This is a genomic window from Stenotrophomonas sp. YJH_SMC_57 (assembly GCF_059369755.1).
Map to the genome: position 1 here is coordinate 99,162 of NZ_JCAFSZ010000003.1, position 25,300 is coordinate 124,461.

Sequence of the window (25,300 nt, forward strand, 5' to 3'; positions counted from 1 at the left end):
AAACGACTTAATCCCCTCCGTCCCTTTTTTGCTCAGACCCCTTCGCCCATCCGCTCCAGGCCGTCGCTGGCCAGGCGCAGGATCAGCTTCTCCAGCACCTGCTCTTCCTCGTCGCTCAGTACCGACATCAGCTTGCGGGTGATCTCGATCACCATCGGTGCGATGGTCTCGTACACCTCGAAGCCGGCCGCGGACAGTGCCAGCACCGAGCGCCGGCGGTCGTCGCCGTGGGTTTCGCGCTTGATGAAGCCGCGCTCCAGCAGGCGGGCCACGGCGCGGCTGACCGCCACCTTGTCCATCGCCGTGCGGTCGGACACCTCGCTGGCCGACGAGCCGGGGTACAGCGCCAGGATGGTGATGACCCGCCACTCGGGAATCGCCAGGCCGTAACGATCGCCGTACAGCTTGGCGATGTTGCCGCTGACCCGGTTGGACAGCACGCTCAGCCGGTAGGGCAGGAACTGTTCAAGGTCGAGCAGGACGTGCGAGGCACGCAGGCGGGTCGAGGCGGGTTCGGGGCTCATGTTGCGGTGCACCTTGCTGGTGGTTTCAAGTGTAACTATAAGGGGTAGGTCCAGACCCTGCATTCTCGCCGGGTCGCCACCTGCCCGCACCTGGTTTGTACCGATGCGGTACCGATTCGGAGCCACGCCATGAATACCGCAGTCCCGACCGCCTCGCACCCCAACCCCGGCATGCAGGTCACCACCTTCGAGAACCCGATGGGCATCGACGGCTTCGAGTTCGTCGAATTCGCCGCCCCGGCCGGCCGTGGCCAGGAGCTGCACGAGTACTTCCGGAAGATGGGCTTCAGTGCGGTGCTCAAGCACAAGCAGCGTCCGATTACCGTCTATCGTCAGGGCGACGTCAACTTCCTGGTCAATGAAGACCCCGATTCGTTCGCCGCCGACTTCGCCGAAAAGCATGGTCCGTGCGCCTGCGGCTTCGCCATCCGCTTCAAGAAGCCGGGCCAGGAGGTCTACCAGACCGCACTGGGCAATGGCGCCGAAGCCATCGCCTTCAAGCCGGACAGCAAGGCGGTCAACGCGCCGGTCATCAAGGGCATCGGCGACTGCATGCTGTACCTGGTCGACCGCTATGGCAGCGCCGGCAGCATCTTCGACGGCGACTACGAGCAGATCCCGGGTACCGACCTGCACCCGGTCGGCTTCGGCCTGACCTTCATCGACCACCTGACCCACAACCTGTACTTCGGCAACATGCAGCAGTGGTCGGACTACTACGAGCGCCTGTTCAACTTCCGCGAGATCCGCTACTTCGACATCAAGGGCCTGAAGACCGGCCTGGTGTCCAAGGCGATGACCGCGCCGGACGGCATCGTGCGCATCCCGCTGAACGAATCGTCCGACCCGAAGAGCCAGATCAACGAGTACCTGGACGCGTACAAGGGCGAGGGCATCCAGCACATCGCCTGCTTCACCGAGAACATCTACGAGACCGTTGAAGCGATGCGCGCGCAGGGCGTGGACTTCCTCGACACGCCGGAGACCTACTTCGACGTGATCGACCAGCGCGTGCCGAACCACGGTGAAGACGTGGCGCGCCTGGCGAAGAACAAGATCCTGATCGACGCCGATCCGGAAACCCACCAGCGCAAGCTGCTGCAGATCTTCACCCAGAACTGCATCGGCCCGATCTTCTTCGAGATCATCCAGCGCAAGGGCAACGAAGGCTTCGGCGAAGGCAACTTCACCGCGCTGTTCGAGAGCATCGAGCGCGACCAGATCCGCCGCGGCGTGCTGTAAGGTCTGCGGGTAATGTCGGCCTCCCGCCGGCATGGCCTGTCCAAATGGTAGTGCCGGCCGCTGGCCGGCAATCTCTGGAGTTTCCATGTCCACCGCCCTCACCGCCCGCGGCTACCAGTCCGGTTTCGGCAACGAATTCGCCACCGAGGCCGTGGCCGGTGCACTGCCGGTCGGGCAGAACTCGCCGCAGAAGGTGGCCCACGGCCTGTACGCCGAACAGCTGACCGGCACCGCGTTCACCGCGCCGCGTGGCAGCAACCGCCGCAGCTGGCTGTACCGGATCCGTCCGGCCGTCACCCACGGCGAGTTCACCCCGTTCGCGCAGTCGCAGCTACAGTGCGATTTCGGCGCACAGCCGGCCTCGCCGAACCAGCTGCGCTGGAGCCCGCTGCCGTTGCCGGAGCTGCCAACCGACTTCGTCGAAGGCCTGTACACCATGGGTGGCAACGGTTCGCCCGATGCGCACGCGGGTGTGGGCATCCATCTGTACGCGGCCAACCGCGACATGGTCGGCCGCTACTTCTACGACGCCGATGGCGAGCTGCTGATCGTGCCGCAGCTGGGCGCGCTGCGCCTGCTGACCGAGATGGGCGTGATCGAGATCGAGCCGCAGCAGATCGCGGTGATCCCGCGTGGCGTGCGCTTCCGGGTGGAACTGCCCGACGGCCCGAGCCGCGGCTACATCTGCGAGAACTACGGCGCGCTGCTGAAGCTGCCCGACCTCGGCCCGATCGGCTCCAACGGCCTGGCCAACCCACGCGACTTCGAGACCCCGCACGCGGCGTTCGAGGACGTGGACGGTGATTTCGAACTGATCGCCAAGTTCGACGGCCGCCTGTGGCGCGCCCCGATCAACCATTCGCCGCTGGACGTGGTGGCATGGCACGGCAACTACGCGCCGTACCGCTACGACCTGCGCCGCTTCAACACCATCGGCTCGATCAGTTACGACCACCCGGACCCGTCGATCTTCCTGGTGCTGCATTCGCCCAGCGACACACCGGGCACCAGCAACATGGACTTCGCGATCTTCCCGCCGCGCTGGCTGGTGGCACAGAACACGTTCCGCCCGCCGTGGTTCCACCGCAACATCGCCAGCGAGTTCATGGGCCTGGTGCATGGTGCCTACGACGCCAAGGCCGAAGGCTTCGTGCCGGGCGGGGCGTCGCTGCACAACTGCATGAGCGGCCACGGTCCGGATGCACCGACCTTCGACAAGGCCTCCAATGCCGATCTGTCGAAGGCGGACGTGATCAAGGACACAATGGCCTTCATGTTCGAGACCCGCGCGGTGATCCGGCCGACCGCGCAGGCGCTGGCCGCCGGCCATCGCCAGGGCGATTACCAGCAGTGCTGGAACGGCCTGCGCAACAATTTCCGGCCGTCCCGCTAGCTTGGTGGGTGCCGACCTTGGTCGGCACCCACTTATATGCTTGAAACGACTTAATTCCCTCCGTCCCCTTTTTCTTTACGCCGCTTCGGCGAAGGCGTCGCAATGCTCCAGCGGCAGTGCCTCCAGCAGGCGCTGCCGCACGCGTTGGCAATAGCCGTCCGAGGTCAGTACGGGCAGCATCTGCATCGCCGACTGCAGCCGCTGCAACACCTCGTCTTCCGCGCGTGCCTGCTGCAGGTCGCGGAACAGCGCCGCCGCCTGCGGGTGGCGCTGCATTTCCAGAATGCCCAGTACATAGATGCGCGCGGCCACCAGCGAGCGGCGGCGTTCGACCGGTGCGCTGGTCGTGATGGGCGTCGGGGCCGGTGGCGCAGCGGGCCGTGCGACCGGTACTGCGGGCGCTGGCAGCGGTGCTGCGGTCGGCCCGGTGTCCAGGTAGCCGCTCTGCACCAGCTGGATCACCATGGCGGGCGCTTCCTGGCCGAGCAGGCCGGTCAGCTCGGCGACAGTGCGCTGGCCGTCGCACAGGATCAGCAGCCGGCGCTGGCGCATGTCCAGCGGCGCGCGGTGGGCCTGCAGCGCGGTTCGGGCGAGATCGGTCTTGCGCGGTTGCATGGAAGGGACTGGCGAGTCGGTGCAGGCCGAGCCTGAACGAAGGCGATGAAACCGCGATGACAATGCAGCGCCTGCACGCGCGTTGCGCTAGCGTGCAGCCACCTTCGTGCCACGGAACCGCACCGATGAAGCACCTCCCGATTGCTGGTCTGTTGCTCCTTTCGCTCACCGCCTGCAACGGCGGCTCCGACAAACAGGGAGCTGCGGGCAGCGGCAGTGACACGCCGGCGGAAACCGCGTCCGCAACCGGGCCGGCACAGTCGGCGGATCCGGATCTGGCCGCCCGTCCCGCCAATGACCTCCGGGCTGACAGCCCAGCGCGCCTGGACGGCTTCGCAGGCGCCAAGCTGGGCGTCAACATCGCCGAGGTCCGTAGTGGATTTGGAGCGCCGCTGCAGGGGCTCGGCACCGATGCGGCCGGCAAGCCGCTGCCGGCCGACGACAGCAACGATGGCTGCTACTTCCTGCGCCCGCAGGGCGCCGAGGATCCGCGCCTGATGATCGAAGGCCGCAAGCTGGTGCGCTATGACGTGCGCAGCGCCGCGATCACCGCACCGGGCGGCGGCAAGGTCGGCATGACCCTGGGCGAGCTGCAGGTGCTGTACCCCGAGCGCGCCGATGTCGGCCCTGACAAGTACGACGAGAAGGCCCAGCACCTGCGTGTGCGCCCGGCGCAGGAAGGCGATGCGGTGATCGACTTCGCGCTGGGTGCCGACGGCAGGGTCGGCGCATGGCGGGTCGGCAAGACTCCGCAGGTCGATTACGTGGAAGGCTGTGGCTGATCCTTGATCCACGGCCCAGCCACGCGCCCGGGGCCAGCGTAGAATCGCGCCACGACCGCTGGGGGAGTGCTCGATGATCGCCATTGCCATTGCCTGGTTCCTGCTCGGCCTGCTGCTGCTGGCGCTGGGCGGGGACTCCATCGTCAAGGCCGTGTCCGGCCTGGCCCAGCGCTTCGGGGCCAGCCCGTTCACCGCCGGCCTGCTGTTGCTTGGGGTGACCACCTCGTTGCCGGAACTGGCGGTCAACGCGCGGGCGTTGGCGGTCGGCCAACCGGAGCTGGCATTGGGCAATGCGGTGGGCAGCAGCATCGCCAACCTGGGCTTGACCCTGGCCCTGGCGGCGATCGCCGCACCGTTGCTGCTGCGCGCGCGCCTGCAGACGGTGCTGTGGTGGTCGCTGCTGGCGGGCGCTGCGCTGCTGATCCTGTTCGGCCTCGACGGCCGGCTGGTGCGCTGGGAAGGCGGCGTGCTGGTCGCCGGCTTCATCGTCATGCAGGTCGTGCTGCTGCGCCGTGGCCGCCGCGAGAGCGCCGAGGTGCAGGCGGCCATCGCCGAGTCCGCGCTGAGCCGCACCAGCCTGCCGTTGAACGTCCTGCGCGTGCTGATTGCTGCGCTGGCCCTGTACTGGGGCGCACGCCTGGTGGTCGGTGCGGCGGCTGATTTCGGAACCGCGCTGGGCTGGACGCCGTTGCTGGTCGGCCTGCTGCCGGTGGCCATCGGTACCGCGCTTCCGGAGGTGGCTGCCGCCATCGCCGCCGCGCGCCGCGGTCATGGCGACATGGTGCTGGGGCATGTGCTGGGTTCCAGCGCGGTCAACCTGCTGCTGGTGATCGGCGCGATGGCCATGCTGCAGCCGCTGGCGCTGCCGGCCTCGTTCGTGCGCCTGGAACTGCCGGCGCTGCTGGCGTTCGCGCTGGTGCTGTACCCGATGCTGCGTGGCGACTTGAAGATCAACCGCGGTGAAGGCGCGATCCTGCTGGTCGCGTTCGTGGGCTGGCTGGTGCTGGAAGTGCTGCTGGTGGGCGCACCCTGAGGTAGTGCCGGCCGCTGGCCGGCAACCTCGTTGCCTTACGGAACCTTGCGGTTGCCGGCCAGCGGCCGGCACTACCGTTTCTGTGTGGTCTCTTCTTCCCGCACCGGTTCCGGCGGCGGCAGCTGTTCCTCGGCGGCCGGTTCGTTGCCCGGCAGGCTGGGACGCTTCTCCATCAGCAGCGACAGCGCGGCCTTGGCCATCATGTGTGCGCTGATCGGCGCGGTGATGAACAGGAACACGGTGATCAGCAGCTCACGCGGCTGCGGGTCCTGGCCGAGGAAGATGTGGTAGCACACCGAACACACCAGCACGCAGCCCACGCCCAGCGTGCTGGCCTTGGTGGGGGCGTGCAGGCGCTTGAAGAACGTGGACAGCTTCACCAGGCCCAATGCCCCGACCAGGATGAAGAAGCAGCCGAACAGCAGCAGGATCGACAGGCCGATCTGGATCGCGGTGATCATTCGACGATGTCCCGGCGCAGCACGAACTTGCTCAGCACCACGGTGCTGCCGAAGCCGAGCATGGCGATGACCAGTGCGGCTTCGAAGTAGATCGCGGAGTTCAGGTACATGCCGAACAGCATCAGCTCGGCGATGGCGGTCACCGACAGCGTGTCCAGCGCCAAGATGCGGTCGGGCACGGTCGGGCCGCGCAGCAGGCGCCAGGTAGCCAGCAGCATGGCCAGGCCGACCACGTGCATGCACACCACCAGCGTGGTCTGGATGATCTGGAATCCAGTCATGGGAAGATCTCCATCAACGGGGCTTCGTAACGTCGCTTGATCGTATCGATCAGGTCCTGCGGGTCCTCCAGGTGCAGCACATGCACCATCAGGAACCTGCGGTCGTCGCTGAGCACGGCCGAGACCGTGCCCGGGGTCAGCGTGATCATGCTGGTCAGTGCGGCGATCCCGTGGATGTTGGCGATGTCCAGCGGCAGCCAGATGAAGCCCGGGTGGATGTTCTTCTCCGGGCCCAGCACCTGGATGGCCACGCGGATGTTGGACATCAGGATGTCCCACAGGGTCACGCACAGCAGTTTCGGCAGCGGCCGCAACGTGCCGATGCGGGCGAACTCGCGGTCTAGGCGTGCGGCGAACAGGGGCACCACCACGCCCAGCACCAGCCCCAGCACGATCTGGCCGAGGGTGAAGCTGTCGGACATCAGCAGCCAGAACGCCACCACCATGATGCTGAGCACCGGCGAGGGAATGATGCGGCGGAACAGGGAGCGCTGGGCGGTCATGGCTGGCGGATCTCCGGCGTGGTCGCACGCAGCTGCTGCACGTACTCGCTGGGGTGCAGCAGCTGTGCGGCAGTGGCGTCGGTGTAGCGCATCAGCGGTGCGGCGGCCAGGGTCATGCCGATGCCGTAGGCCAGCAGGATGCAGGCGGCGTACAGCTCGACCCGGCGCAGCCGTGCCTTGCGTGGCGGCGGCGCCTGCGGGTCGACCGGCGGCACGCGCCAGAACAGGCGGATGCCGCCGCGGGTCAGGCCCATGATCACCAGCAGGCTGCTGACCAGCACCGCGGTCCACACCGGGCCGGTGTACTGCGGCGGCATGCCGGCCAGCAGCGCGGCCTTGGCCAGGAAGCCGGACAGGGGCGGCAGGCCGGCCACCGACACCGCGCCGATCAGGAACAGCACCGCCGGCGTTTCCTTGCCCGGCATCGGCGCGACCACTTCCTTGCGGTCGCTGGCGCCGCCGCGGCGGCGGCGGATCAGGTCGGCAATCAGGAACAGCGCCGCGGCCACGAAGCTGCTGTGCGGCAGGTAGTACAGGCCAGCGGAGAGCACCTGCGGCGTACCCACGGCGAAGGCGATGAACAGCGTGGCCGCCGAGACGATCACCAGGTACGAGATCAGCACGCGCAGGCGGGTCGCGGCCAATGCACCGAGGCCACCGAGCACCAGCGTCGCCACGCCGGCCCACAGCAGCCAGTCGCGGCCGTAGCCGGCCATCGCACCGGCGTCGTCGCCGAACCACAGCATCTGGATGCGCAGCACCGCGTACAGGCCGACCTTGGTCATGATCGCGAACAGCGCAGCCACTGCCGCCGGGGCACGCGAATAGGCCTCCGGCAGCCACAGGTAGAGCGGCATCAGCGCTGCCTTGGCGCAGAACACCAGCAGCAACAGGCCCATCGTTGCCTTGACCAGGGTCAGCTGTGCCGGCGGCACTTCGGCGATGCGCTGCGACAGCTCGGCCATGTTCAACGAGCCCAGCGAGGCATACAGCAGGCCCAGCGCGATCAGGAACAGGGTCGAGGCGGTGACGTTGAACACCACGTAGTGCAGGCCGATGCGCATGCGCAGGCCGCGGCCGCCGCTGAGCAGCAGGCCATAGGAGGCGATCAGCATCACCTCGAAGAACACGAACAGGTTGAAGATGTCGCCGGTAAGGAACGCGCCGTTGAGGCCGACCAGCTGGAACTGGAACAGCGCATGGAAGTGCGGCGCGCGGCGGTCCCAGCCCGAACAGGCATGCAGCAGGCAGGGAATGGCCAGCAGCAGGGTGGTCAGCAGCATCCACGCCGACAGCCGGTCGGCCACCAGCGCGATGCCCAGCCGCGACGGCCAGTCGCCCAGCAGGTAGACGTTGATCTCACCGCTGGTGGTGGTGGCGAACAGCAGGCCGACCGCCAGGGCCAGCGCCGACAGCGAGGTCCAGGCCACCGCGCGCTGCACCCGGGGGCCATAGCGGCGGTGCTCGACGAACAGCGACAACGCAGCACCCAACAGCGGAATCAGGATCGGCAGGATCACCAGATGGTTCATGCGCGGTCCTCGCCCTGGCGCGGCGAAATGCCCTCATCCTGCAGGTCATCATCCGGCTCGTGGGCGTCCACGTGGTCGCTGTGGTTGTCGCTGCGGCTGCGCATGGCCAGCACGATGCTCACCGCGGTCATCGCAAACGCGATGACGATGGCAGTGAGCACCAGCGCCTGCGGCAGCGGGTCGGTGTAGTTGCCGAGGTGGCTGTCCACGCCCTCCTGCAGCACCGGCGCCTTGCCCAGCACCACGCGGCCACCGGCGAAGATCAGCAGGTTGGTCGCGTAGGACAGGAAGGTCATGCCGAGGATCACATCGAAGCTGCGCGCACGCAGCAGCAGGTAGATGCCGATGGCGGTCAGCACGCCGATCGCGGTAGCCAGGGCCAGTTCCATCAGTGCATCTCCCCGGTGCGTGCCGAACGGCGTTGCAGGTCGATCTCACCCTTGCGGGCGGTGCGGGTGCGCGACGGCTTGATCGTGCCCATCATCGACAGCATCAGCATGGCGCCGCCGAACACCACCAGATAGACGCCGATGTCAAAACCAATCGCGCTGGCCAACGGCACCTCGCCGATCAGCGGCAGGTGCAGGTCGAGGTGGCCGCTGGTCAGGAACGGTACGCCGAACAGCATCGAGGCGCTGCCGCTGAGCAGGGCGATCAGCAGGCCCATGCCGATGCAGCGGATGTAGTCGAAGCCGAAGCGCGATTCCACCGACGCGGTGCCCTGGATCACGTACTGGATCAGCAGCGGCACCGCCAGCACCAGGCCGGCAATGAAGCCACCGCCCGGCGCGTTGTGGCCGCGCAGGAACAGGAAGATCGACACGGTCAGGGTCAGCGGGAACATGATCTGCGCCAGGTCGGCCGGCACCGGCAGCTTGATCGGCGGGCCGGGCATGATCTGCTCCGGTGCCATCCGCGTGCGCCGCAGCAGCGCATGCACCACCAGCGCGGCGATGCCGAACACGGTGATCTCGCCGAAGGTATCGAAGCCGCGGAAGTCGACCAGGATCACGTTGACCACGTTCTGCCCATACGCCTCGGGCAGCGCCCGGCCCAGCAGTTCGCCGGCCATGGTGTTGGGCGGCAGGGTCATCGCCGAATAGGCCAGCGCGCCGAGACCGGCACCGGCGAGGATCGCGATCACCGCGTCGCGGCGCTTGCGCCAGCGCGGCCGCTCCGGCCCGGATTGCGCAGGCAGGTAGTTCATGCCCAGCAGCATCAGCACCAGGGTGACCATCTCCACCAGCAGCTGGGTCAGGGCGAGGTCGGGCGCGGACAGGAACACGAAGGTCAGCGCCACCATCAGGCCGACGCCGCCGACCAGCAGCACCGCCAGCAGGCGTTGCTTGTAGACGCGCAGGGTGGCCACCGCACAGGCCATCATCACCAGCCACAGTGCCCAGCCCAGCAGCGGGATCGGCTGCGGTGCGGTCCAGTTCGGCGAGGCCGGATTGGCCACGAACGGCGCCGCAGCAACCACGATCGCCACCAGCACCAGGCCCAGCAGCATGCGCTGCAGGCTGCCGTTGGCGATGCCATTGGTCAGGCGCATGGCCAGCGCGGACACCGCATCCAGCTGGGCATGGAACACGTTGCGACCGGTGCTGACGTTGGTCACGCCGTGCAGGTTGATCAGCTTGCGCAGCCCGAAGTACAGCGCCACGCCACCGACCACGCCGATCGCGCTCATCGCCAGCGGCAGGTTGAAGCCATGCCACACGGCCAGGCTGTACTCGGGCATGGCCGGGCCGAGAATCGACGCGGCGGCGGCATGCAGCACCGGTGCCACGGTCAGCGCCGGGGCCACGCCCACCGCGATGCAGATCACCACCAGCAACTCCACCGGCACCTTCATCCAGCGCGGCGGCTCGTGCGGCACGCGGTCCAGGTCGTGCGGGCCGGGGCCGAAGAAGGTGTCGTGCACGAAGCGCAGGCTGTAGGCCACGCCGAACACACCGGCCAGCAGCGCGGCGATCGACACCGCCGTGCGCATGGTGCCCGGGCCGCCCGCGGTGATCGCTTCGGCGAACAGCATTTCCTTGGACAGGAAGCCGTTGAGCAGCGGAATGCCGGCCATCGCCAGCGAGGCGATGATCGCCAGCGCACTGGTGAACGGCATCAGCCTGCGCAGCCCGCCCAGCTTGCGCATGTCACGGGTGCCGGTCTCGTGGTCGATGATGCCGGCGGCCATGAACAGCGAGGCCTTGAAGGTGGCGTGGTTGAGGATGTGGAACACGCCGGCCACCACCGCCATCGGCGTGGACAGGCCGAACAGCAGGGTGATCAGGCCCAGGTGCGAGATCGTCGAATAGGCCAGCAGGCCTTTGAGGTCGTGCTGGAAGATCGCGTTCCAGGCGCCGATCAGCAGGGTCAGCGCGCCGATGCCGCTGACCGTGTAGAAGAACAGGTCGCTGCCGGCCAGCGCCGGGTGCAGGCGCGCCAGCAGGAACACGCCGGCCTTCACCATGGTGGCCGAATGCAGGTAGGCCGAGACCGGGGTCGGTGCCGCCATCGCGTGCGGCAGCCAGAAGTGGAAGGGGAACTGCGCACTCTTGGTGAAGATGCCGGCCAGTACCAGGAACAGCGCGTACGGGTACAGCGCACTGGCGCGGATCTGCTCGCCGGCGGCCAGCACCACATCCAGGTCGAAGCTGCCGACGATGCGGCCGATCAGCAGCACGCCACCGAGCAGGGCCAGGCCACCGCCGCCGGTGATCACCAGCGCCATGCGCGCGCCCTCGCGGGCGTCCTGGCGGTGCGACCAGAAACCGATCAGCAGGAACGAGCTGATGCTGGTCATTTCCCAGAAGATCATCAGCAACAGCAGGTTGCCCGACAGCACCATGCCCAGCATGGCGCCCATGAACAGCAGCAGGTAGCAGTAGAAGCGGTGCGCGCTGTCCTGCTGGCTCAGGTAGTAGCGCGCATACAGCACCACCAGCGCGCCGATGCCCAGCACCAGCCCGGCGAACATCCAGGCCAGCCCGTCTAGGCGCAGGGTGAAGTCCAGGCCGATCTGCGGCAGCCAGGGCACCATCGTGCGCACCACCTGGCCATCGAGTACGGAAGGGGTCAGCCAGCCGAGGATGGCCAGCCCACCCAACGGCGCCAGCGCCGCCAGCCAGGCAGCAGTCGAGCGCGAACTACGGGGGAAGGCCGCAACGGCCGCTGCCATCAGGAAGGGCAGGGCCAGCAGCAGGGGCAGGCTGGGGAGCATGCAGGGAATCCATGATTCACGAGCAGGTCAGGGAGGATAACAGGCCGCCAAATGTCGCCGAAACCCATCGAACAGCGATCAATTGCATGTAACGTCCGCTGATTCATCTTTTTTGCGGCGCAGCATCGCGTTCCTGCATCACCTCCCCGGTTGCCCTCGGGGGACACCCTACGCCCGCGCAGGGAGACCGCAGCCCCTGTCGCACAGGGGCTGCCGTCAACGGGCGGGGCGTGGGGAGCGGTTCACCGGCGCAGGCTGGCAGGGCCGCCGTCGAGTGCGGGTGACGGAATCCGCCCGTTCAGGAAACGACGACCGCTGTCGGCCGCCGGCACGTCAGTAGCGCCAGTCGAGCTTGCGGTAAGCCTTGGCCATCACCCAGGCCGGGCCGATCAGCAGGTAGGTCAGGTCGGTCAGGAAGCTGGGCTTGCGGCCCTCGAACTTGTGGCCGATGAACTGTGCGACCCACGCTACCACGAACACGCCCACGGCCAGCCAGAACAGGTTATGCAGGCCGATTTCGGCCTCCAGCAGGCGGCACAGGCAGCCGAACACGAAGAACTGGATGAGCATGCCGATGCCCAGCGGGCGCGACAGCTTGTTGTAGAAGCACCAGGCGCTGAACATCGCGAACGCCGACCAGATGCCGTACTGGAACCAGGTAATCAGTGGCGGCAGGCACCACAGCAGGGCCACCACCGACCAGAGGATGGCCGGCACCGCCACCACATGGATGCGCTGGTTGATCACATTGCGGTGGTCGTCGGAGTAGCTGGCGAAGTAGCGGTCGATCGGCCGCGCAAGCTGGGTGGTGGTCTGCATGCTGCGTTGCTTCCTCGGACAACGGTAGTGCCGGCCGCTGGCCGGCAATCCAGAGCATAGCCGAGTTCGCGAGGTTGCCGGCCAGCGGCCGGCACTACCCCATTCAGAACGCCCCCGGACCTTCCGGCCGGGGGCGCAGGGGGATCAGTCGACGCTGATCCCGGCCAGGCGCTGCAGCGCCTCGGCGTACTTGGCGCGGGTGCGCTCGATGATGTCGGCCGGGATGCTCGGGCCCGGAGCGGTCTTGCCCCAGTCCAGCGTCTCCAGGTAATCACGCACGAACTGCTTGTCGTAGCTCGGCGGGCTGGTGCCCACTTCGTACTCGTCGGCCGGCCAGTAGCGCGACGAATCCGGGGTCAGCATCTCATCCATGATGTACAGGCGGCCATCGGCGTCGGTGCCGAACTCGAACTTGGTGTCGGCCAGGATGATGCCGCGCTCGCGGGCGTAATCGGCGGCGAACTTGTAGATGCGCAGGGTGGCATCACGCACGCGCTCGGCCAGGTCCGCACCCACCTGCTTGACCATCGCATCGAAATCGATGTTCTCGTCATGGTCGCCGACGGCGGCCTTGGTCGAGGGGGTGAAGATCGGCTCCGGCAGCTGCTCGGCCTGGCGCAGGCCATCGGGAAGGTCGATGCCGCTGACCTTGCCGGTGCGCTGGTAGTCCTTCCAGCCGCTGCCGATCAGGTAGCCGCGGGCGATCGCTTCCACCGGTACCGGCTTCAGCTTGCGGGTGACCACCGCGCGCTTGGCATACAGGGCCGGGTCCACGCCCTCGGGCAGCACGCTGGCCACGTCGATGCCGGTCAGGTGGTTGGGCATCAGGTGCGCGGTCTTGGCGAACCAGAAGTTGGAGACCTGGCAGAGCATCTCGCCCTTGCCCGGAATCGGGTCAGGCAGCACCACGTCGAACGCCGACAGGCGATCGGTGGCGACCATCAGCAGGTACTCGCCCGGCGGGGTTCCGGCTGGCAGCCGCTCGCGCGGGATATCGAACACATCACGCACCTTGCCGCGATGGCGCAAGGGCAGGCCGGGGAGATCGGATTGCAACAGCGTGGTTGGCACGGGCACTCCTGGGGCGTTGTCGATACGGCTGCTGCCCAACGGACCCGGCGGGCCCGCTGACCAGCGGGCGGCCTAGTGTAAAGCGGTCCGGGCCCGCTGTGACGTAAAATGAGCGTCCATTTCGTCGGTCGACCCCGGAGCGCCATGCGCTGGTACGGAAAACTGCTCGGATTCATCGCCGGCGCCCTGCTGTTCCGGCCCAATCCGCTGTTCGGCGCGGTGGTCGGCCTGTTGATCGGCCATGCCTTCGACTCGGACTGGTTCCGCCTGAACAAGGAGAACCCGTACCGGGAGCTGGGGCTGACCTCGGAGGCCACCGATGCCGAGGTCGAGCGCGCCTATCGCAAGCTGATCTCCCAGTACCACCCCGACAAGCTTGGCGGCGCCGCCCCCGAGCTGCAGCAGCAGGCCGAGCAGAAGTCGCGGCGGATCAATGCCGCCTACGACCGCATCAAGACCCTGCGCAAGCGCTGACCCTTTTCCCCTCGTTGCAAGGCCCGGCCATGTCCAACTGCCTCATCGCCCCGTCCATCCTGTCCGCCAACTTCGCCCGCCTCGGCGAGGAAGTCGACAACGTCCTCGCCGCTGGCGCGGACTGGGTCCACTTCGACGTGATGGACAACCACTACGTGCCGAACCTGACCATCGGCCCGATGGTCTGCCAGGCGCTGCGCAAGCACGGCGTCACCGCGCCGATCGACGTGCACCTGATGGTCGAGCCGGTGGATCGCATCATCCCGGACTTCGCCGAGGCCGGTGCCACCTACATCAGCTTCCACCCGGAGGCGAGCCGCCACGTGCACCGCACCATCCAGCTGATCCGCTCGCTGGGCTGCAAGCCGGGCATCGTGCTCAATCCGGCCACCCCGGTGGACATCCTCGACTGGGTACTGGACGACCTGGACCTGGTGCTGCTGATGTCGGTCAACCCGGGCTTCGGCGGCCAAGCCTTCATTCCCTCGGCGCTGGACAAGCTGCGCGTGGTGCGCAAGATGATCGATGCCAGCGGCAAGGACATCCGCCTGGAGATCGACGGCGGCGTGAAGGCCGACAACATCGGCGAGATCGCTGCGGCCGGTGCCGACACCTTCGTCGCCGGTTCGGCCATCTTCAACGCCAGGACCAGCTACCAGGACGTGATCGCGCAGATGCGCGCGAACGTCGCTGCGGCACGGGGCTGAGCCATGAGTACGGTGGCCGTGTTGAACATCCGCCCGGCCACCGTCGCCGATGCCGGCCTGATCCTGCATTTCATCCGCGAGCTGGCCATCTACGAGAAGGCCGAGCAGTCGGTGCAGACCGACGAGATCGGCATTGCCGAGAGCCTGTTCGGTGCCGACGCCACGGCACGCGCACTGATCTGCGAAGCCGACGGCGAGGCCATCGGCTATGCGGTGTATTTCTACAACTACTCGACCTGGCTGGGCCGCAAGGGCATCTACCTGGAAGACCTCTACGTCAGCCAGGAAAAGCGCGGCGCAGGCGCGGGCAAGGCGCTGCTGAAGTACATCGCGCGCCAGGCCGTGGCCGAAGGCTGCGGTCGCTTCGAATGGTCGGTGCTGGACTGGAATACCCCGGCCATCGAGTTCTATACCGCTGCCGGCGCCAAGCCGCAGGACGAGTGGACCGTGTACCGGCTGCAGGGCCAGGCGCTGCACGATATCGCCAACGGTTGAGGCGAGTGCATCCACGCATGGCGTGGAGCTACCAACCAGGTGAGTGCGAACCGCAACCCGGTGGGTGCGAACCGCAACCCGGTGGGTGCGAACCTTGGTTCGCACTTCCTGTGAACTCCAAAAAAAAGCCACGCCAATCACTGGCGTGGCCCTGCTGCATGCGTGGGAGGCTGATCCTGCCTCCATCCATCGTCCCTGCTATGGCCTTCCATTCTCCGGTAGCTGAATGACATCTGCGTGACATTCACTGAGGACAAACAGCGCATTGCTAGCCTGTGCCACCCCCGCACCGGAAGCACTGCATGACCATCCCGCGCTGGCGCCTGATCCTCAACGGAAAATCCGCGGGCAACGACGAGCTGCGCGACGCCGTCGGCCATTGGCGCGGACAGGGCGTGCAGCTGGACGTGCGGGTGACCTGGGAAGAGGGGGATGCCGAACGTTACGTGGCCGAAGCGATCGACCACGGCGTGGACGTGATCGTTGCCGCTGGTGGCGACGGCACGCTCAGCGCGGTGGCGGAAACGCTGGCGCATCGCGAGGAACCTGCCGATGCGCTGCCCTCGCTGGCGCTGATTCCGATGGGGACGGCCAACGATTTCGCTACCTCGGCCGGCATTCCGACCGAACCGAAGGACGCCTTCGCGCTGATCGGGCAGGCGCGGCCGCACGCCATCGACCTGCTGCGCGTGGATGCTGATGGCACGCCCTGGTGGTGCGCCAATCTTGCCAGCGGGGGCTTCGGTACGCAGGTCACCGTGGAAACCGATGCTGGCCTGAAGAAGATCCTGGGTGGGCTGGCCTATGTGATCACCGGCATTGCCAAACTGGGGCGGATCGAGCCGATCAGTGCGCGCCTGTCGGGCCCCGATTTCGCCTGGGAAGGCGATTTCATCGCACTGGGCATCGGCAATGGGCGCCAGGCCGGTGGCGGCCAGCAGCTGTGCCCGCAGGCGTTGATCGACGATGGGCTGCTGGATGTAACGGTGCTGCCGGAGCTGGAAGGCGAGGTGACCGCTACGCTGGGCCAGATGCTGAAGTCGGGCACCCAGGCCGCGCTGGAACAGCTGGCTACGCGCGCGCGATTGCCGTGGCTGCAGATCGCATCCGAGCGCCCGCTGACGCTCAACCTGGACGGTGAACCGGTGGAGGCCCGCCAGTTCCGCATCGCGTGCGTGCCGGGCAGGGTGCGGATGCATCTGCCGGCCGGTTGCCCGTTGCTGGTTGGAGTCTCCGGCATCAATGGTGGGCCGTAGCGCCGGTCTCCCTGGCCGCCCCGGACTCGCCGTGATTCAGGCTCACAGGGTTCCCCTCCCGCCCATGCTGCGATACAGTCAAGGGGTGTCCAGCCTGACGACCCCGCATACCCTTTCTTCCGCACGCCGTTGGTGGCGATGGTGGCCCGTTGCCGTCGTCCGCCCCCATAACGCTGTGTCCCGGAAGGAAAGTCGTCTTGAACTCGCACGCTCAGTTTCAGCTGCAGGCCGCTGAAGGCCACACCCACATTCCCGTTGTCCGCGAAGTGCTGTCCGACCTGGACACGCCGCTTTCGGTCTATCTGAAGCTCGCCGACGGCCCCAATACCTACCTGTTTGAATCCGTCGAAGGCGGCGAGCGCTTTGGTCGTTACTCGATCATCGGCCTGCCGGCGCGCCGCGTGTACGCCTTCCACGGCCACACGCTGACCGTGCGCGAGGACGGCCAGGTGGTGGAAACCCGCGAAGTGGCCGACCCGTTCGCCGAGGTCGAGGCGCTGCGCAGCGCCCACTCGGTGCCCAAGCTGGACGGCCTGCCGGGCTTCACCGGTGGCCTGGTCGGCTGGTTCGGCTTCGAGTGCATCGGCTACATCGAACCGCGCCTGGCACCGCCGGCCGGCCGCGATGAGCTGGGCACCCCGGACATCCTGCTGCTCGATTCCAACGAGCTGGCGGTGTTCGACAACCTCAAGGGCCGGCTGTACCTGATCGTGCATGCCGACCCGCGCGTCGACGGCGCCTTCGAGCAGGCCCAGGCCCGTTTGGATGCACTGACCGCCAAGCTGCGCGCGCCGGGCGCGGGCTATCCGGCGCCGCTCAACAGCGACGTACTGGACGAATCCGATTTCGTCTCGGGGTTCACCCGCGAAGGCTTCGTCGATGCGGTCCAGCGCAGCAAGGAATACATCCGCGCCGGTGACATCTTCCAGGTAGTGCTCAGCCAGCGCTTGAGCGTGCCGTTCAAGGCGCGCCCGGTGGATGTGTACCGTGCGCTGCGGGCGCTGAATCCTTCGCCGTACATGTACTTCCTGGATGTCGGTGACCTGCAGGTGGTCGGTTCTTCGCCGGAAATCCTGGTACGCCTGCAACATACTGATGACGGCGTGGGCGAAGTCACCGTGCGTCCGATTGCCGGTACCCGTCCGCGCGGCGCCACCGTCGAGCAGGACCTGGCGCTGGAGGCCGAGCTGCTGGCCGACCCGAAGGAGCGCGCCGAGCACCTGATGCTGATCGACCTCGGCCGCAACGACGCCGGTCGCGTATCGAAGGCCGGCACCGTGGAAGTGGGCGAGCAGTTCGTGATCGAGCGTTACAGCCACGTCATGCACATCGTCAGCGAAGTGACCGGACAGCTGCAGCCGGGCCTGAGCTATGCCGACGTGCTGCGCGCCACCTTCCCGGCCGGTACGGTCAGCGGCGCGCCGAAGATCCGTGCGCTGGAAGTGATCCGCGAGCTGGAACCGATCAAGCGCAATGTCTACGCCGGCAGCATCGGCTACATCGGCTGGCATGGCGATGCCGATACCGCGATTGCGATCCGCACCGCGGTGATCAAGGACGGCCGCCTGTACGTGCAGGCCGGCGCCGGCATCGTCTACGACTCGGACCCGGACAAGGAATGGGACGAGACGATGAACAAGGGCCGCGCGCTGTTCCGCGCCGTCGCCCAGGCCGCCAAGGGGTTGTAGTTGCCGGGCGCCCTGTTGAGTGCCCGGTCGGCATGGGCATGTCCGCTGATGTGACGGGCCGTCGCCTCCCAGCACGGCCGTACGATTCACCCCTTACCTGTGAATGCCTTGCTTCCGATGATTCGAAGCGCTGTTGTTCCAATCGACTGGAACTCTTTGGATCCGTGCAAAGGTGCGGCGAGCTTTATCATGGCAGTCACATCTGCATCCTCACCTCCCCACGCATCCAGATAGGATGCATCGATGGAACCGGATACGGACACCGACTGGCCTGGTGCTACTGCGGTCAAGTTGGAGAGAAGGGCGCCATCGAGCATGTGCGAGGGAAGCGTCAGTTGGCGCTGCGTCCGGTTGTCATGAAGAACAATGTAAGGGCCACCGTAGCGAATGAATTCCAATGGCAGATTGATGGGCGTGTCCTTGATGTTCCTGACGCTGATATCGAAGGCAATTCTGTCGCCATCAAAGATGCAGGGAGTCTGCCCCTTGCAGCTGGCAGTCATTTCAAAGTCAGGATTTCTATCCATGGAGCGATCTCCTGCGTTGAGTAGACTGCTGAATCCCATTGCAATGCAAAAGGCTATCTGACGCTGCATTCGATTCTCCTACCCGTGTGGCGCGCTAGAAATTCTTGAACTTCCAGAGCGATCTGCCACGCATGCCTGAGCTCTACGCTGGTGTTGTTCTGGGTTGACATGATTGTGGCGCCCGGATCGTCATCTGCCTTGTTTGCTGGAATCTGTAGTGCATCTGGGCTCAATGTTCCATCGGGGCGCTAATATCTCAATGTCCACGTGTTCATCCGGTCGTAGGAATACTCGTCAGCTACGCCGAAGCAATGTGCATACTCATGCGCAAAGGTCCATGTGGTTGTTTCCTTCCACACGTTGATATTCATGTTTACGACGTGCTCACGCAGTTGGCTTGGACTTACATTCATTGCGTAGTGATGGCCTCTGGCAACCCATTCGACTTTGAATACTATGGGGAAGGTTCTGATGCCGCACGGGGCATCGGATATCTCCAGAGTGAATTTGTTGTTCCACAGTGTCTGAATGCCTGCCTCCAACCGCGACTTGGCCGCGTCCATGTCCTCTTGCGAAACTGTTGCGCCAGCATCTGAGCCAGTTCGCACAGCCGTTGCCTTGATACGAACCAGTACTTGCACATCGCCTGTGGATTTCAGTGGTACGGAGATTTCGAACTTTCTTTGCAGGCTTAGGTCCAGAGGGTTCCCGTTCTCGTCATGCACGAGGTAGTAGCGTCCATGTGCATTTGTCGCTACCTCAATCTCGTGATCCTCGGCCCAGCATACTGAAGCCCTTCGCCTTGATCTGAGCGTGGATCTCCGATCCGGCGACTCTGCCGGAATGTTCGAAGTGGCGCCTGCCTGGCGCGTCGTAGCCGTGGGTGGTGCCTGGGCACTGGGGGCCGATGCAACTCCCTGATCCACAAAAACCAGGTTCTGCCGCCCCGCAATCAGCCAGCATCCACAACTTGTCCGGTCGCCATGCCGGGCAGCGGCGTTCCCATCCACGATCAGCGTGGCATCGCCGGTAATGATCGTGCCGGGGCCATGCGCCGCACAGATCGTGCGGTCACCTACTCGGGCCATGGGCCGTCCCTCGATATCGGTGAACGGTGAGCCGGTGAGAACGCTGCCGCCACTACTGAGTCTGTCGCCCACGACGATGAACAATCGCGCCATCCTGGCGCTCCTGTGCTGCTGGAGAGTGCGAAGGAGGATGAGCGGCCGGGAAAGCCGCCTCAATCGCACTGGCGCGCAACTGCAAGGGCGGTCACATAGGGCCAGGTGGAAGTCTGCAAAACCAGGACGGAGCCCTTTCCGCACCAAGGCAATTGCGTCATGCACGAGGTGGCCCCCGATTCTGCTCCCTGATCAGGCAGATAAATCTCCCCGCCCCGGGGCGTTCGGGATCTGATACGCTTGGACCCATACACCGCAACGGCGCTTCCAGGCCGCTGCCTCCGGTAATCGCCCCCAGAGTAGTCCGATGACCCGCACCCTGCTGAACAACGTAGCCAAGTGGTGGCGCTTCCAATAGGAAGCGGCAGGTCGTCGCGGTCCCGGACCGCACCTTGCCGCCGTATCGGCGGGCAAGATCCAATAGAACGCTCCCCGGCACGGCGGCTCCCCCAACAGGAGCTGGTTGATTGCTGCACAAAGCGTACCCCCACAGACTTATGCGACGTTGCGGCCACCTTGAGTGGGCGCCTCGCCCGGCTGTGCGTACTGCCCGCAGCAACGAGCCTCCCGCCGTCCTCACCTGCCGACAAGGAACACCGCATGAAGCTGCTTAGCGCATGGTTGTTGTCGTCCACCCTGGCCCTGATGGCCCCGTCTGCGTGGGCGCAGGCCAACACCATTCCCTCGCAGCCGCACCTGCTGGTGAAGGGCGAGGCGCGCCGCGTGGTGATGCCGGACCGGTTCGGCCTGCAGCTGAACATCGAAGAGACCGACATGGATGCCGATGCCGCGCGGCGCCGCGTGCAGGACAACGTTGCCCGCGTGCTGGCGCTGTTCAAGCAGTACAAGGCGGAGGAAGGCAGCGTGCGTGCGGATAACCTGCGCATTGGTCCTGCAACGCGCTATGAGCAGAGCCGGCAGGTCTTCATCGGTACCCGCGTAGGGCGCCAGCTGCGTGCCAGCTTCGCCAGCGTGAAGGCGATGCAGGACGTGCTGGGTGCGCTGAAGGCCAATGAGAACGTGCAGGTCAGCAGCGTGGCTCCAACCTATTCGGGCGAAGTGGCGCTGCGACGCGAACTCAAGGGCGAGGCGGCGGCACAGACGCGCGAGTCCGCGCAGGGCCTGGCCAAGGCTTACGGCACGAAGCTGCGCGGCCTGTACAGCATCTCCGATGTGGCGCCGAACTTTGCCTATGGCGTGCAGGCGGGGAATTGGCCTCGCGTCGACGACACGTTCGCGCCGCCCGCGCCGCCCGCGCCGCAGAACAGCATCGAGGCCACCGGTTCGAACATACGCGAGTCGATCGAAGCCGGCCCCATCACCTACACCGAAAACGTGTACGCCATTTTCCTGATAAGCGACGGAACCTGACCATGTTGTGGATGATCGACAACTACGACAGCTTCACCTACAACCTCGTGCAGTACCTGCAGACGCTCGGCGCCGAGGTGAAGGTGGTGCGCAACGATGCGATGAGCGTGGATGAGATTGCCGCGCAGAAACCCGAGCGCATCGTCATCTCGCCTGGCCCGTGCACACCCAATGAAGCGGGCGTGTCGCTGGAACTGATCGAGCGCCTGGGCCCGACCACCCCGATCCTCGGCGTCTGCCTGGGCCACCAGGGCATCGGCCAGGTCTACGGCGGTACGGTCATCCGCGCCGGCAACATCATGCACGGCAAGACTTCGCCCATCCGCCACCAGGGCAAGGGCGTGTTCGCCGGCCTGCCGGACCGTTACCAGGCCACCCGCTACCACTCGCTGGTGGTGGACAAGAACCGCCTGCCGGACTGCCTGGAAGTGACCGCCTGGACCGAGAACGAGGACGGCTCGATCGAAGAGATCATGGGCCTGCGCCACCGCCAGTTCCCGGTGGAAGGCGTGCAGTTCCATCCCGAATCCATCCTCACCGAACACGGCCACGCCCTGCTGCGCAATTTCCTGCAGCGCCCGGCGGCCTGATCCAAGGAGCATTCCCATGAGCTTCTCCCCCCAGGAAGCCCTGCAGCGCACCATCGAGCACCGCGAAATCTTCTTCGACGAAATGGTCGACCTGATGCGGCAGATCATGCGCGGCGACGTCTCGCCGATGATGACCGCCGCCATCCTCACCGGCCTGCGGGTGAAGAAGGAAACCATCGACGAGATCGCCGCAGCGGCCACCGTGATGCGCGAGTTCGCGCTGGCGGTGCCGGTGGCCGATCCCACCCACCTGGTCGATATCGTCGGCACCGGTGGCGATGGCTCGCACACCTTCAACATCTCCACCTGCGCGATGTTCGTCGCCGCCGCCGCCGGTGCGCGCGTGGCCAAGCACGGCAACCGCAGTGTGTCGTCCAAATCCGGCAGCGCCGATGCGGTGGAAGCGCTGGGCGCGGCCATCGAACTGCAGCCGGCCCAGGTGGCCGCTGCGATCGAACAGACCGGCATCGGCTTCATGTTCGCGCCGATCCATCATCCGTCGATGAAGGTAGTGGCGCCGGTACGCCGCGAGATGGGCGTGCGCACCATCTTCAACATCCTCGGCCCGCTGACCAACCCGGCCAGCGCACCGTCGGTGCTGATGGGCGTGTTCCATCCCGATCTGGTCGGCATCCAGGCGCGCGTGCTGCGCGAGCTGGGCACCGAGCGCGCCATGGTGGTCTGGGGCCGCGACAACATGGACGAGATCTCGCTGGGTGCCGGCACCCTGGTGGGCGAGCTGCGCGATGGCAAGGTGCGCGAGTACGAGATCCATCCGGAGGACTTCGGCATTGCCATGTCGGCCAGCCGCAACCTGCGCGTGGACAGCCCGGAGCAGTCCATCGCGATGCTGCGCGCGGTGCTGGACAACACCCCGGGCCCGGCGCTGGACATTGTTGCCCTGAACGCCGGTGCCGCCCTGTACGTGGCCGGCGTGGCCAGCGACATCGGCGACGGCCTGGCCCGCGCCCGTGCCGCCATCGCCAACGGCAGCGCCCGCCAGCGCCTGCAGCAGTACGTTGACACCACCCGCGCGCTGGTTGCCTGAGCGCGCGGTTCAGCCTGACCCACCCGATGGCCGATAATGGCCGTCCTCACCGCCCCCGCATTGAACCGACGACGATGAGCGACATCCTGCAGACGATCCTGGCCCGCAAGGCCGAAGAAGTGGCCCAGCGCCGCGCCCAGCGCCCGCTCGAGGAGCTGCAGGCCGCCCTGGCCAGCGCCCCGCCGGTACGTGGCTTCGTGCGCGCGCTGCAGGCCGCGGTGGCCAACGGCGACCCGGCGGTGATCGCCGAGGTGAAGAAGGCCAGCCCGTCCAAGGGCGTGATCCGCCCGGACTTCCGCCCGGCCGACATCGCCGTCAGTTACGAGTTCGGCGGTGCCAGCTGCCTGTCGGTGCTGACCGACGTCGATTTCTTCCAGGGCGCCGACGCCTACCTGCAGCAGGCCCGCGAGGCCTGCACGCTGCCGGTGCTGCGCAAGGACTTCGTGATCGACGCCTACCAGGTGTACGAGGCGCGCGTGCTGGGCGCCGACTGCATCCTGCTGATCGTTGCCGCGCTGGACGATACCCAGCTGGCCACCCTGTCCGAACTGGCGCTGTCGCTGGGCATGGACGTGCTGGTGGAAGTGCACGACATCGATGAACTGGAGCGCGCGCTGCAGGTGCCGGCGCCGATGATCGGCATCAACAACCGCAACCTGCGCACCTTCGAGGTCTCGCTGCAGACCACGCTGGACATGCAGAACGCCGTGCCGCGCGACCGCCTGCTGGTGACCGAGAGCGGCATCCTCGGCCCGCAGGACGTGGCGCTGATGCGCGACGCCGGCATCCACGCGTTCCTGGTCGGCGAGGCCTTCATGCGCGTGGAAGAGCCGGGCGAGGGCCTGCGTCAGCTATTCTTCGCAGCATGACAACGCACTATCCAACGCCGCGCGGGGATGCGCCGCTGGTGGTCTTCGACTTCGACCACACCCTCTACGACGGCGATTCGGGCACCCACCTGTTTGCCTCGCTGATCAAGCGCAATCCGCTGCGCATGCTGGCCGCGCTGCTGGTCACGCCGATCGCCGGGCCGATGGTGGCGATGCTGCCGACCCGTCGTGCCGGCATTTCGGTCTATGTATGGATCGGCAGCTTCGGCCTGCATCGCGCGCGCGACTTCAACAAGGTGATTGACGCCTACGTGCTGCGCAATGAGGCGCAGATGCGCGCCAAGCTGCTGCCGCAGGCGCTGGACGTCTTTGCGGCGCATCGCGCCAAGGGCGATCGCGTCGTGGTCGCCACCGGCGCGCCCCCAGAGCTGGCGCGCGCGATCCTGGCCTTTGTCGCCCACCAGGACGTGCCGGTGATCGGCACCGAGGTCGGCCCGCGACTGGGCGGGGTCGGCCCGACCCGTCACTGCCACAACGAAGAGAAGATGCGCATGCTGCGCGAGCGCGGCTATGGCGATATCGACATTGCCTATTCCGACAGCACTGCCGACCTGCCGCTGTTGCTGGCCGCCAGGGCGCCGGTGGTGGTGAACCCGAAGCCGGGCAAGGTGGACTTCTTCCGCCGCGTGCTGCCGGCCGGCACCCGCATCCTCAACTGGGGTTGCGTCGACCGCGGTGGCGAGAAGGCGTAATGCGGTAGTGCCGGCCGCTGGCCGGCAATGTGGCACGCCCCTCCGCAGATCATGAGGTTGCCGGCCAGCGGCCGGCACTACCGAACGCCGTGCATGCATCGCAGGGCCATGCCCGGCGAGCGCTCAGCGCGCCAGGTACCCGCTCAGCGCGTGGCCGATCTGGAACAGGCTGATGCCCAGCACCAGCACGCCGACGGCCACCAGCACCCAGCGCTCCTTCAGGCGCTTCACCAGCAGTGCGGCCACCGGGGCAGCCATCATCCCGCCGATCAGCAGGCCGGCCACGATCTGCAGGTGATGCAGGCCCATCGACAGCAGGAACGTTGCTGAAACCGTCAGGGTGACCACGAACTCGGCGGCGTTCACCGTGCCGATGGTGGTGCGCGCCTGGCCGCCACGGGCGAGCAGGGTGGAGGTGGCTACCGGTCCCCATCCGCCACCGCCGCTGGCATCCAGGAAGCCAGCCACGAAGCCCAGCACGGGTACCCGCTTGACCTCGCCCTTGGGCATCAGGCGGCCGGCGGCACGGGCCAGGATGATGATGGCCAGCACCAGCAGGTAGAGATAGATGAGCGGGCGGATCACCTCGCCGGGCAGCTGGGTCAGCCCGTAGGCACCGACTGCGCCGCCTACCGCGCCGGGCAGGGCGAGGCGCAGGAACAAGCGCTTATCGACATTGCCGGCGACCAGATGCGACACACCGGAGGCGCCAGTGGTGAAGACCTCGGCGGTGTGGATGGCGGCGCTGGCCTGCGCGGGCGGAATGCCCATGGCCAGCATCACCGACGACGACACCAGCCCAAACGCCATGCCCAGTGCGCCGTCGACCAGCTGTGCGCCGAGGCCGATGAGGATGAACCACCAGAATGCGCTGCTCAGTTCCATGCACCGAGCCTAGCGCGCAAAGG

General features: G+C 66.6%; 27 protein-coding genes. 14 read left to right on the forward strand and 13 right to left on the reverse strand.

Annotated features, from left to right (window positions below; genetic code table 11):
• Positions 1 to 32: 32 nt before the first annotated feature.
• Positions 33 to 524 carry a MarR family winged helix-turn-helix transcriptional regulator gene (locus tag AC5P7U_RS04495; RefSeq protein WP_049456242.1) on the reverse strand — a complete coding sequence of 164 codons (492 nt, stop codon included), beginning with the start codon at positions 522 to 524 and terminating at the stop codon, positions 33 to 35.
• Between the two features lie 129 nt (positions 525 to 653).
• Here AC5P7U_RS04495 and hppD point away from each other — a divergent pair, with 129 nt between their 5' ends.
• Both hppD and hmgA read left to right on the forward strand, forming a co-directional pair.
• A complete protein-coding gene (gene hppD / locus AC5P7U_RS04500) occupies positions 654 to 1,766 on the forward strand; it encodes a 4-hydroxyphenylpyruvate dioxygenase (RefSeq protein ID WP_006474253.1) in 1,113 nt (370 codons plus the stop codon).
• Positions 1,767 to 1,851: 85 nt separating this feature from the next.
• Positions 1,852 to 3,159 carry a homogentisate 1,2-dioxygenase gene (hmgA, locus tag AC5P7U_RS04505; RefSeq protein ID WP_006474249.1) on the forward strand — a complete coding sequence of 436 codons (1,308 nt, stop codon included), beginning with the start codon at positions 1,852 to 1,854 and terminating at the stop codon, positions 3,157 to 3,159.
• Between the two features lie 75 nt (positions 3,160 to 3,234).
• Here the strand turns inward: hmgA and AC5P7U_RS04510 are convergent, their stop codons facing one another.
• The gene (locus tag AC5P7U_RS04510; RefSeq protein ID WP_006474215.1) at positions 3,235 to 3,774 is read right to left on the reverse strand and encodes a hypothetical protein; all 540 of its coding nucleotides are present in this window, start codon (positions 3,772 to 3,774) and stop codon (positions 3,235 to 3,237) included.
• A gap of 125 nt (positions 3,775 to 3,899) precedes the next feature.
• Here AC5P7U_RS04510 and AC5P7U_RS04515 point away from each other — a divergent pair, with 125 nt between their 5' ends.
• On the forward strand, positions 3,900 to 4,556 hold the full coding sequence (locus tag AC5P7U_RS04515; protein ID WP_197564014.1) for a hypothetical protein: 657 nt from the start codon (positions 3,900 to 3,902) through the stop codon (positions 4,554 to 4,556).
• 73 nt (positions 4,557 to 4,629) lie between these two features.
• Positions 4,630 to 5,589 (forward strand): sodium:calcium antiporter, encoded by a 960-nt coding sequence (locus AC5P7U_RS04520; RefSeq protein WP_197564013.1) that lies wholly within the window; start codon positions 4,630 to 4,632, stop codon positions 5,587 to 5,589.
• Positions 5,590 to 5,660: 71 nt separating this feature from the next.
• Here AC5P7U_RS04520 and AC5P7U_RS04525 read toward each other — a convergent pair whose 3' ends face one another.
• The 8 genes from AC5P7U_RS04525 to AC5P7U_RS04560 form a co-directional block, all read right to left on the reverse strand.
• Positions 5,661 to 6,050, reverse strand: coding sequence for a Na+/H+ antiporter subunit G (locus AC5P7U_RS04525; RefSeq protein ID WP_008266226.1), 390 nt, complete (start codon positions 6,048 to 6,050; stop codon positions 5,661 to 5,663).
• Entirely contained in the window at positions 6,047 to 6,331 is a 285-nt protein-coding gene (locus AC5P7U_RS04530) for a K+/H+ antiporter subunit F (RefSeq protein WP_006399171.1), read from the reverse strand. The genes AC5P7U_RS04525 and AC5P7U_RS04530 overlap by 4 nt, the downstream gene beginning before the upstream one ends.
• Entirely contained in the window at positions 6,328 to 6,834 is a 507-nt protein-coding gene (locus tag AC5P7U_RS04535; RefSeq protein WP_006474206.1) for a Na+/H+ antiporter subunit E, read from the reverse strand. Before AC5P7U_RS04535 ends, AC5P7U_RS04530 begins: the two co-directional genes overlap by 4 nt.
• Complete coding sequence (locus AC5P7U_RS04540) at positions 6,831 to 8,366, reverse strand: monovalent cation/H+ antiporter subunit D (RefSeq protein ID WP_006474205.1); 1,536 nt, start codon at positions 8,364 to 8,366, stop codon at positions 6,831 to 6,833. The genes AC5P7U_RS04535 and AC5P7U_RS04540 overlap by 4 nt, the downstream gene beginning before the upstream one ends.
• Positions 8,363 to 8,755, reverse strand: a complete 393-nt coding sequence (locus AC5P7U_RS04545) for a Na+/H+ antiporter subunit C (protein ID WP_006474204.1) — start codon at positions 8,753 to 8,755, stop codon at positions 8,363 to 8,365. The genes AC5P7U_RS04540 and AC5P7U_RS04545 overlap by 4 nt, the downstream gene beginning before the upstream one ends.
• Positions 8,755 to 11,583, reverse strand: coding sequence for a monovalent cation/H+ antiporter subunit A (locus AC5P7U_RS04550; protein WP_197565052.1), 2,829 nt, complete (start codon positions 11,581 to 11,583; stop codon positions 8,755 to 8,757). The genes AC5P7U_RS04545 and AC5P7U_RS04550 overlap by 1 nt, the downstream gene beginning before the upstream one ends.
• A 333-nt stretch (positions 11,584 to 11,916) precedes the next feature.
• A complete protein-coding gene (locus AC5P7U_RS04555) occupies positions 11,917 to 12,402 on the reverse strand; it encodes an Mpo1 family 2-hydroxy fatty acid dioxygenase (RefSeq protein WP_049456234.1) in 486 nt (161 codons plus the stop codon).
• A 144-nt stretch (positions 12,403 to 12,546) separates the two neighbouring features.
• The gene (locus AC5P7U_RS04560; protein ID WP_197564877.1) at positions 12,547 to 13,473 is read right to left on the reverse strand and encodes a phosphoribosylaminoimidazolesuccinocarboxamide synthase; all 927 of its coding nucleotides are present in this window, start codon (positions 13,471 to 13,473) and stop codon (positions 12,547 to 12,549) included.
• A gap of 144 nt (positions 13,474 to 13,617) precedes the next feature.
• On the opposite strand from AC5P7U_RS04560, the gene AC5P7U_RS04565 reads away from it, so the two are divergent.
• The 5 genes from AC5P7U_RS04565 to trpE all read left to right on the forward strand — a co-directional run bounded on the left by AC5P7U_RS04565 (position 13,618) and on the right by trpE (position 18,093).
• The gene (locus AC5P7U_RS04565) at positions 13,618 to 13,947 is read left to right on the forward strand and encodes a J domain-containing protein (RefSeq protein ID WP_005411327.1); all 330 of its coding nucleotides are present in this window, start codon (positions 13,618 to 13,620) and stop codon (positions 13,945 to 13,947) included.
• Positions 13,948 to 13,976: 29 nt separating this feature from the next.
• Entirely contained in the window at positions 13,977 to 14,654 is a 678-nt protein-coding gene (gene rpe, locus AC5P7U_RS04570; protein ID WP_006474082.1) for a ribulose-phosphate 3-epimerase, read from the forward strand.
• Positions 14,655 to 14,666: 12 nt separating this feature from the next.
• On the forward strand, positions 14,667 to 15,149 hold the full coding sequence (locus AC5P7U_RS04575) for a GNAT family N-acetyltransferase (RefSeq protein ID WP_197564882.1): 483 nt from the start codon (positions 14,667 to 14,669) through the stop codon (positions 15,147 to 15,149).
• 302 nt (positions 15,150 to 15,451) lie between these two features.
• On the forward strand, positions 15,452 to 16,405 hold the full coding sequence (gene yegS, locus AC5P7U_RS04580; protein WP_197564878.1) for a lipid kinase YegS: 954 nt from the start codon (positions 15,452 to 15,454) through the stop codon (positions 16,403 to 16,405).
• A 197-nt stretch (positions 16,406 to 16,602) separates the two neighbouring features.
• Positions 16,603 to 18,093: an anthranilate synthase component I gene (gene trpE, locus AC5P7U_RS04585; protein ID WP_006474076.1), complete on the forward strand. Its 1,491-nt coding sequence runs from the start codon at positions 16,603 to 16,605 to the stop codon at positions 18,091 to 18,093.
• Between the two features lie 86 nt (positions 18,094 to 18,179).
• Here the strand turns inward: trpE and AC5P7U_RS04590 are convergent, their stop codons facing one another.
• Together AC5P7U_RS04590 and AC5P7U_RS04595 are read right to left on the reverse strand one after the other, a co-directional pair.
• Entirely contained in the window at positions 18,180 to 18,689 is a 510-nt protein-coding gene (locus AC5P7U_RS04590) for a hypothetical protein (RefSeq protein ID WP_308308186.1), read from the reverse strand.
• 179 nt (positions 18,690 to 18,868) lie between these two features.
• The gene (locus tag AC5P7U_RS04595; RefSeq protein WP_414555588.1) at positions 18,869 to 19,801 is read right to left on the reverse strand and encodes a PAAR domain-containing protein; all 933 of its coding nucleotides are present in this window, start codon (positions 19,799 to 19,801) and stop codon (positions 18,869 to 18,871) included.
• A 600-nt stretch (positions 19,802 to 20,401) separates the two neighbouring features.
• On the opposite strand from AC5P7U_RS04595, the gene AC5P7U_RS04600 reads away from it, so the two are divergent.
• The 5 genes from AC5P7U_RS04600 (at position 20,402) to AC5P7U_RS04620 (ending at position 24,392) form a co-directional block, all read left to right on the forward strand.
• Positions 20,402 to 21,172: an SIMPL domain-containing protein gene (locus tag AC5P7U_RS04600; RefSeq protein ID WP_414555590.1), complete on the forward strand. Its 771-nt coding sequence runs from the start codon at positions 20,402 to 20,404 to the stop codon at positions 21,170 to 21,172.
• Between the two features lie 2 nt (positions 21,173 to 21,174).
• Entirely contained in the window at positions 21,175 to 21,762 is a 588-nt protein-coding gene (locus AC5P7U_RS04605) for an anthranilate synthase component II (protein ID WP_006474038.1), read from the forward strand.
• A gap of 16 nt (positions 21,763 to 21,778) precedes the next feature.
• A complete protein-coding gene (gene trpD / locus AC5P7U_RS04610) occupies positions 21,779 to 22,810 on the forward strand; it encodes an anthranilate phosphoribosyltransferase (protein WP_006474036.1) in 1,032 nt (343 codons plus the stop codon).
• 74 nt (positions 22,811 to 22,884) lie between these two features.
• The gene (trpC, locus tag AC5P7U_RS04615; RefSeq protein ID WP_014038737.1) at positions 22,885 to 23,679 is read left to right on the forward strand and encodes an indole-3-glycerol phosphate synthase TrpC; all 795 of its coding nucleotides are present in this window, start codon (positions 22,885 to 22,887) and stop codon (positions 23,677 to 23,679) included.
• Positions 23,676 to 24,392 carry a haloacid dehalogenase-like hydrolase gene (locus AC5P7U_RS04620; protein ID WP_197564881.1) on the forward strand — a complete coding sequence of 239 codons (717 nt, stop codon included), beginning with the start codon at positions 23,676 to 23,678 and terminating at the stop codon, positions 24,390 to 24,392. The genes trpC and AC5P7U_RS04620 overlap by 4 nt, the downstream gene beginning before the upstream one ends.
• A 123-nt stretch (positions 24,393 to 24,515) precedes the next feature.
• Here AC5P7U_RS04620 and AC5P7U_RS04625 read toward each other — a convergent pair whose 3' ends face one another.
• Positions 24,516 to 25,277, reverse strand: coding sequence for a sulfite exporter TauE/SafE family protein (locus AC5P7U_RS04625; RefSeq protein ID WP_006473912.1), 762 nt, complete (start codon positions 25,275 to 25,277; stop codon positions 24,516 to 24,518).
• Between the last annotated feature and the right edge of the window lie 23 nt (positions 25,278 to 25,300).

Excerpts from the sequence above, each read along its gene's own strand:
- AC5P7U_RS04495 (WP_049456242.1), bottom strand. The coding sequence starts at position 524 with ATGAGCCCCGAACCCGCCTCGACCCGCCTGCGTGCCTCGCACGTCCTG.
- hppD (WP_006474253.1), top strand. The coding sequence starts at position 654 with ATGAATACCGCAGTCCCGACCGCCTCGCACCCCAACCCCGGCATGCAG.
- hmgA (WP_006474249.1), top strand. The coding sequence starts at position 1,852 with ATGTCCACCGCCCTCACCGCCCGCGGCTACCAGTCCGGTTTCGGCAAC.
- AC5P7U_RS04510 (WP_006474215.1), bottom strand. The coding sequence starts at position 3,774 with ATGCAACCGCGCAAGACCGATCTCGCCCGAACCGCGCTGCAGGCCCAC.
- AC5P7U_RS04515 (WP_197564014.1), top strand. The coding sequence starts at position 3,900 with ATGAAGCACCTCCCGATTGCTGGTCTGTTGCTCCTTTCGCTCACCGCC.
- AC5P7U_RS04520 (WP_197564013.1), top strand. The coding sequence starts at position 4,630 with ATGATCGCCATTGCCATTGCCTGGTTCCTGCTCGGCCTGCTGCTGCTG.
- AC5P7U_RS04525 (WP_008266226.1), bottom strand. The coding sequence starts at position 6,050 with ATGATCACCGCGATCCAGATCGGCCTGTCGATCCTGCTGCTGTTCGGC.
- AC5P7U_RS04530 (WP_006399171.1), bottom strand. The coding sequence starts at position 6,331 with ATGACTGGATTCCAGATCATCCAGACCACGCTGGTGGTGTGCATGCAC.
- AC5P7U_RS04535 (WP_006474206.1), bottom strand. The coding sequence starts at position 6,834 with ATGACCGCCCAGCGCTCCCTGTTCCGCCGCATCATTCCCTCGCCGGTG.
- AC5P7U_RS04540 (WP_006474205.1), bottom strand. The coding sequence starts at position 8,366 with ATGAACCATCTGGTGATCCTGCCGATCCTGATTCCGCTGTTGGGTGCT.
- AC5P7U_RS04545 (WP_006474204.1), bottom strand. The coding sequence starts at position 8,755 with ATGGAACTGGCCCTGGCTACCGCGATCGGCGTGCTGACCGCCATCGGC.
- AC5P7U_RS04550 (WP_197565052.1), bottom strand. The coding sequence starts at position 11,583 with ATGCTCCCCAGCCTGCCCCTGCTGCTGGCCCTGCCCTTCCTGATGGCA.
- AC5P7U_RS04555 (WP_049456234.1), bottom strand. The coding sequence starts at position 12,402 with ATGCAGACCACCACCCAGCTTGCGCGGCCGATCGACCGCTACTTCGCC.
- AC5P7U_RS04565 (WP_005411327.1), top strand. The coding sequence starts at position 13,618 with ATGCGCTGGTACGGAAAACTGCTCGGATTCATCGCCGGCGCCCTGCTG.
- rpe (WP_006474082.1), top strand. The coding sequence starts at position 13,977 with ATGTCCAACTGCCTCATCGCCCCGTCCATCCTGTCCGCCAACTTCGCC.
- yegS (WP_197564878.1), top strand. The coding sequence starts at position 15,452 with ATGACCATCCCGCGCTGGCGCCTGATCCTCAACGGAAAATCCGCGGGC.
- AC5P7U_RS04590 (WP_308308186.1), bottom strand. The coding sequence starts at position 18,689 with ATGCAGCGTCAGATAGCCTTTTGCATTGCAATGGGATTCAGCAGTCTA.
- AC5P7U_RS04595 (WP_414555588.1), bottom strand. The coding sequence starts at position 19,801 with ATGGCGCGATTGTTCATCGTCGTGGGCGACAGACTCAGTAGTGGCGGC.
- AC5P7U_RS04600 (WP_414555590.1), top strand. The coding sequence starts at position 20,402 with ATGAAGCTGCTTAGCGCATGGTTGTTGTCGTCCACCCTGGCCCTGATG.
- AC5P7U_RS04605 (WP_006474038.1), top strand. The coding sequence starts at position 21,175 with ATGTTGTGGATGATCGACAACTACGACAGCTTCACCTACAACCTCGTG.
- trpD (WP_006474036.1), top strand. The coding sequence starts at position 21,779 with ATGAGCTTCTCCCCCCAGGAAGCCCTGCAGCGCACCATCGAGCACCGC.
- trpC (WP_014038737.1), top strand. The coding sequence starts at position 22,885 with ATGAGCGACATCCTGCAGACGATCCTGGCCCGCAAGGCCGAAGAAGTG.
- AC5P7U_RS04620 (WP_197564881.1), top strand. The coding sequence starts at position 23,676 with ATGACAACGCACTATCCAACGCCGCGCGGGGATGCGCCGCTGGTGGTC.
- AC5P7U_RS04625 (WP_006473912.1), bottom strand. The coding sequence starts at position 25,277 with ATGGAACTGAGCAGCGCATTCTGGTGGTTCATCCTCATCGGCCTCGGC.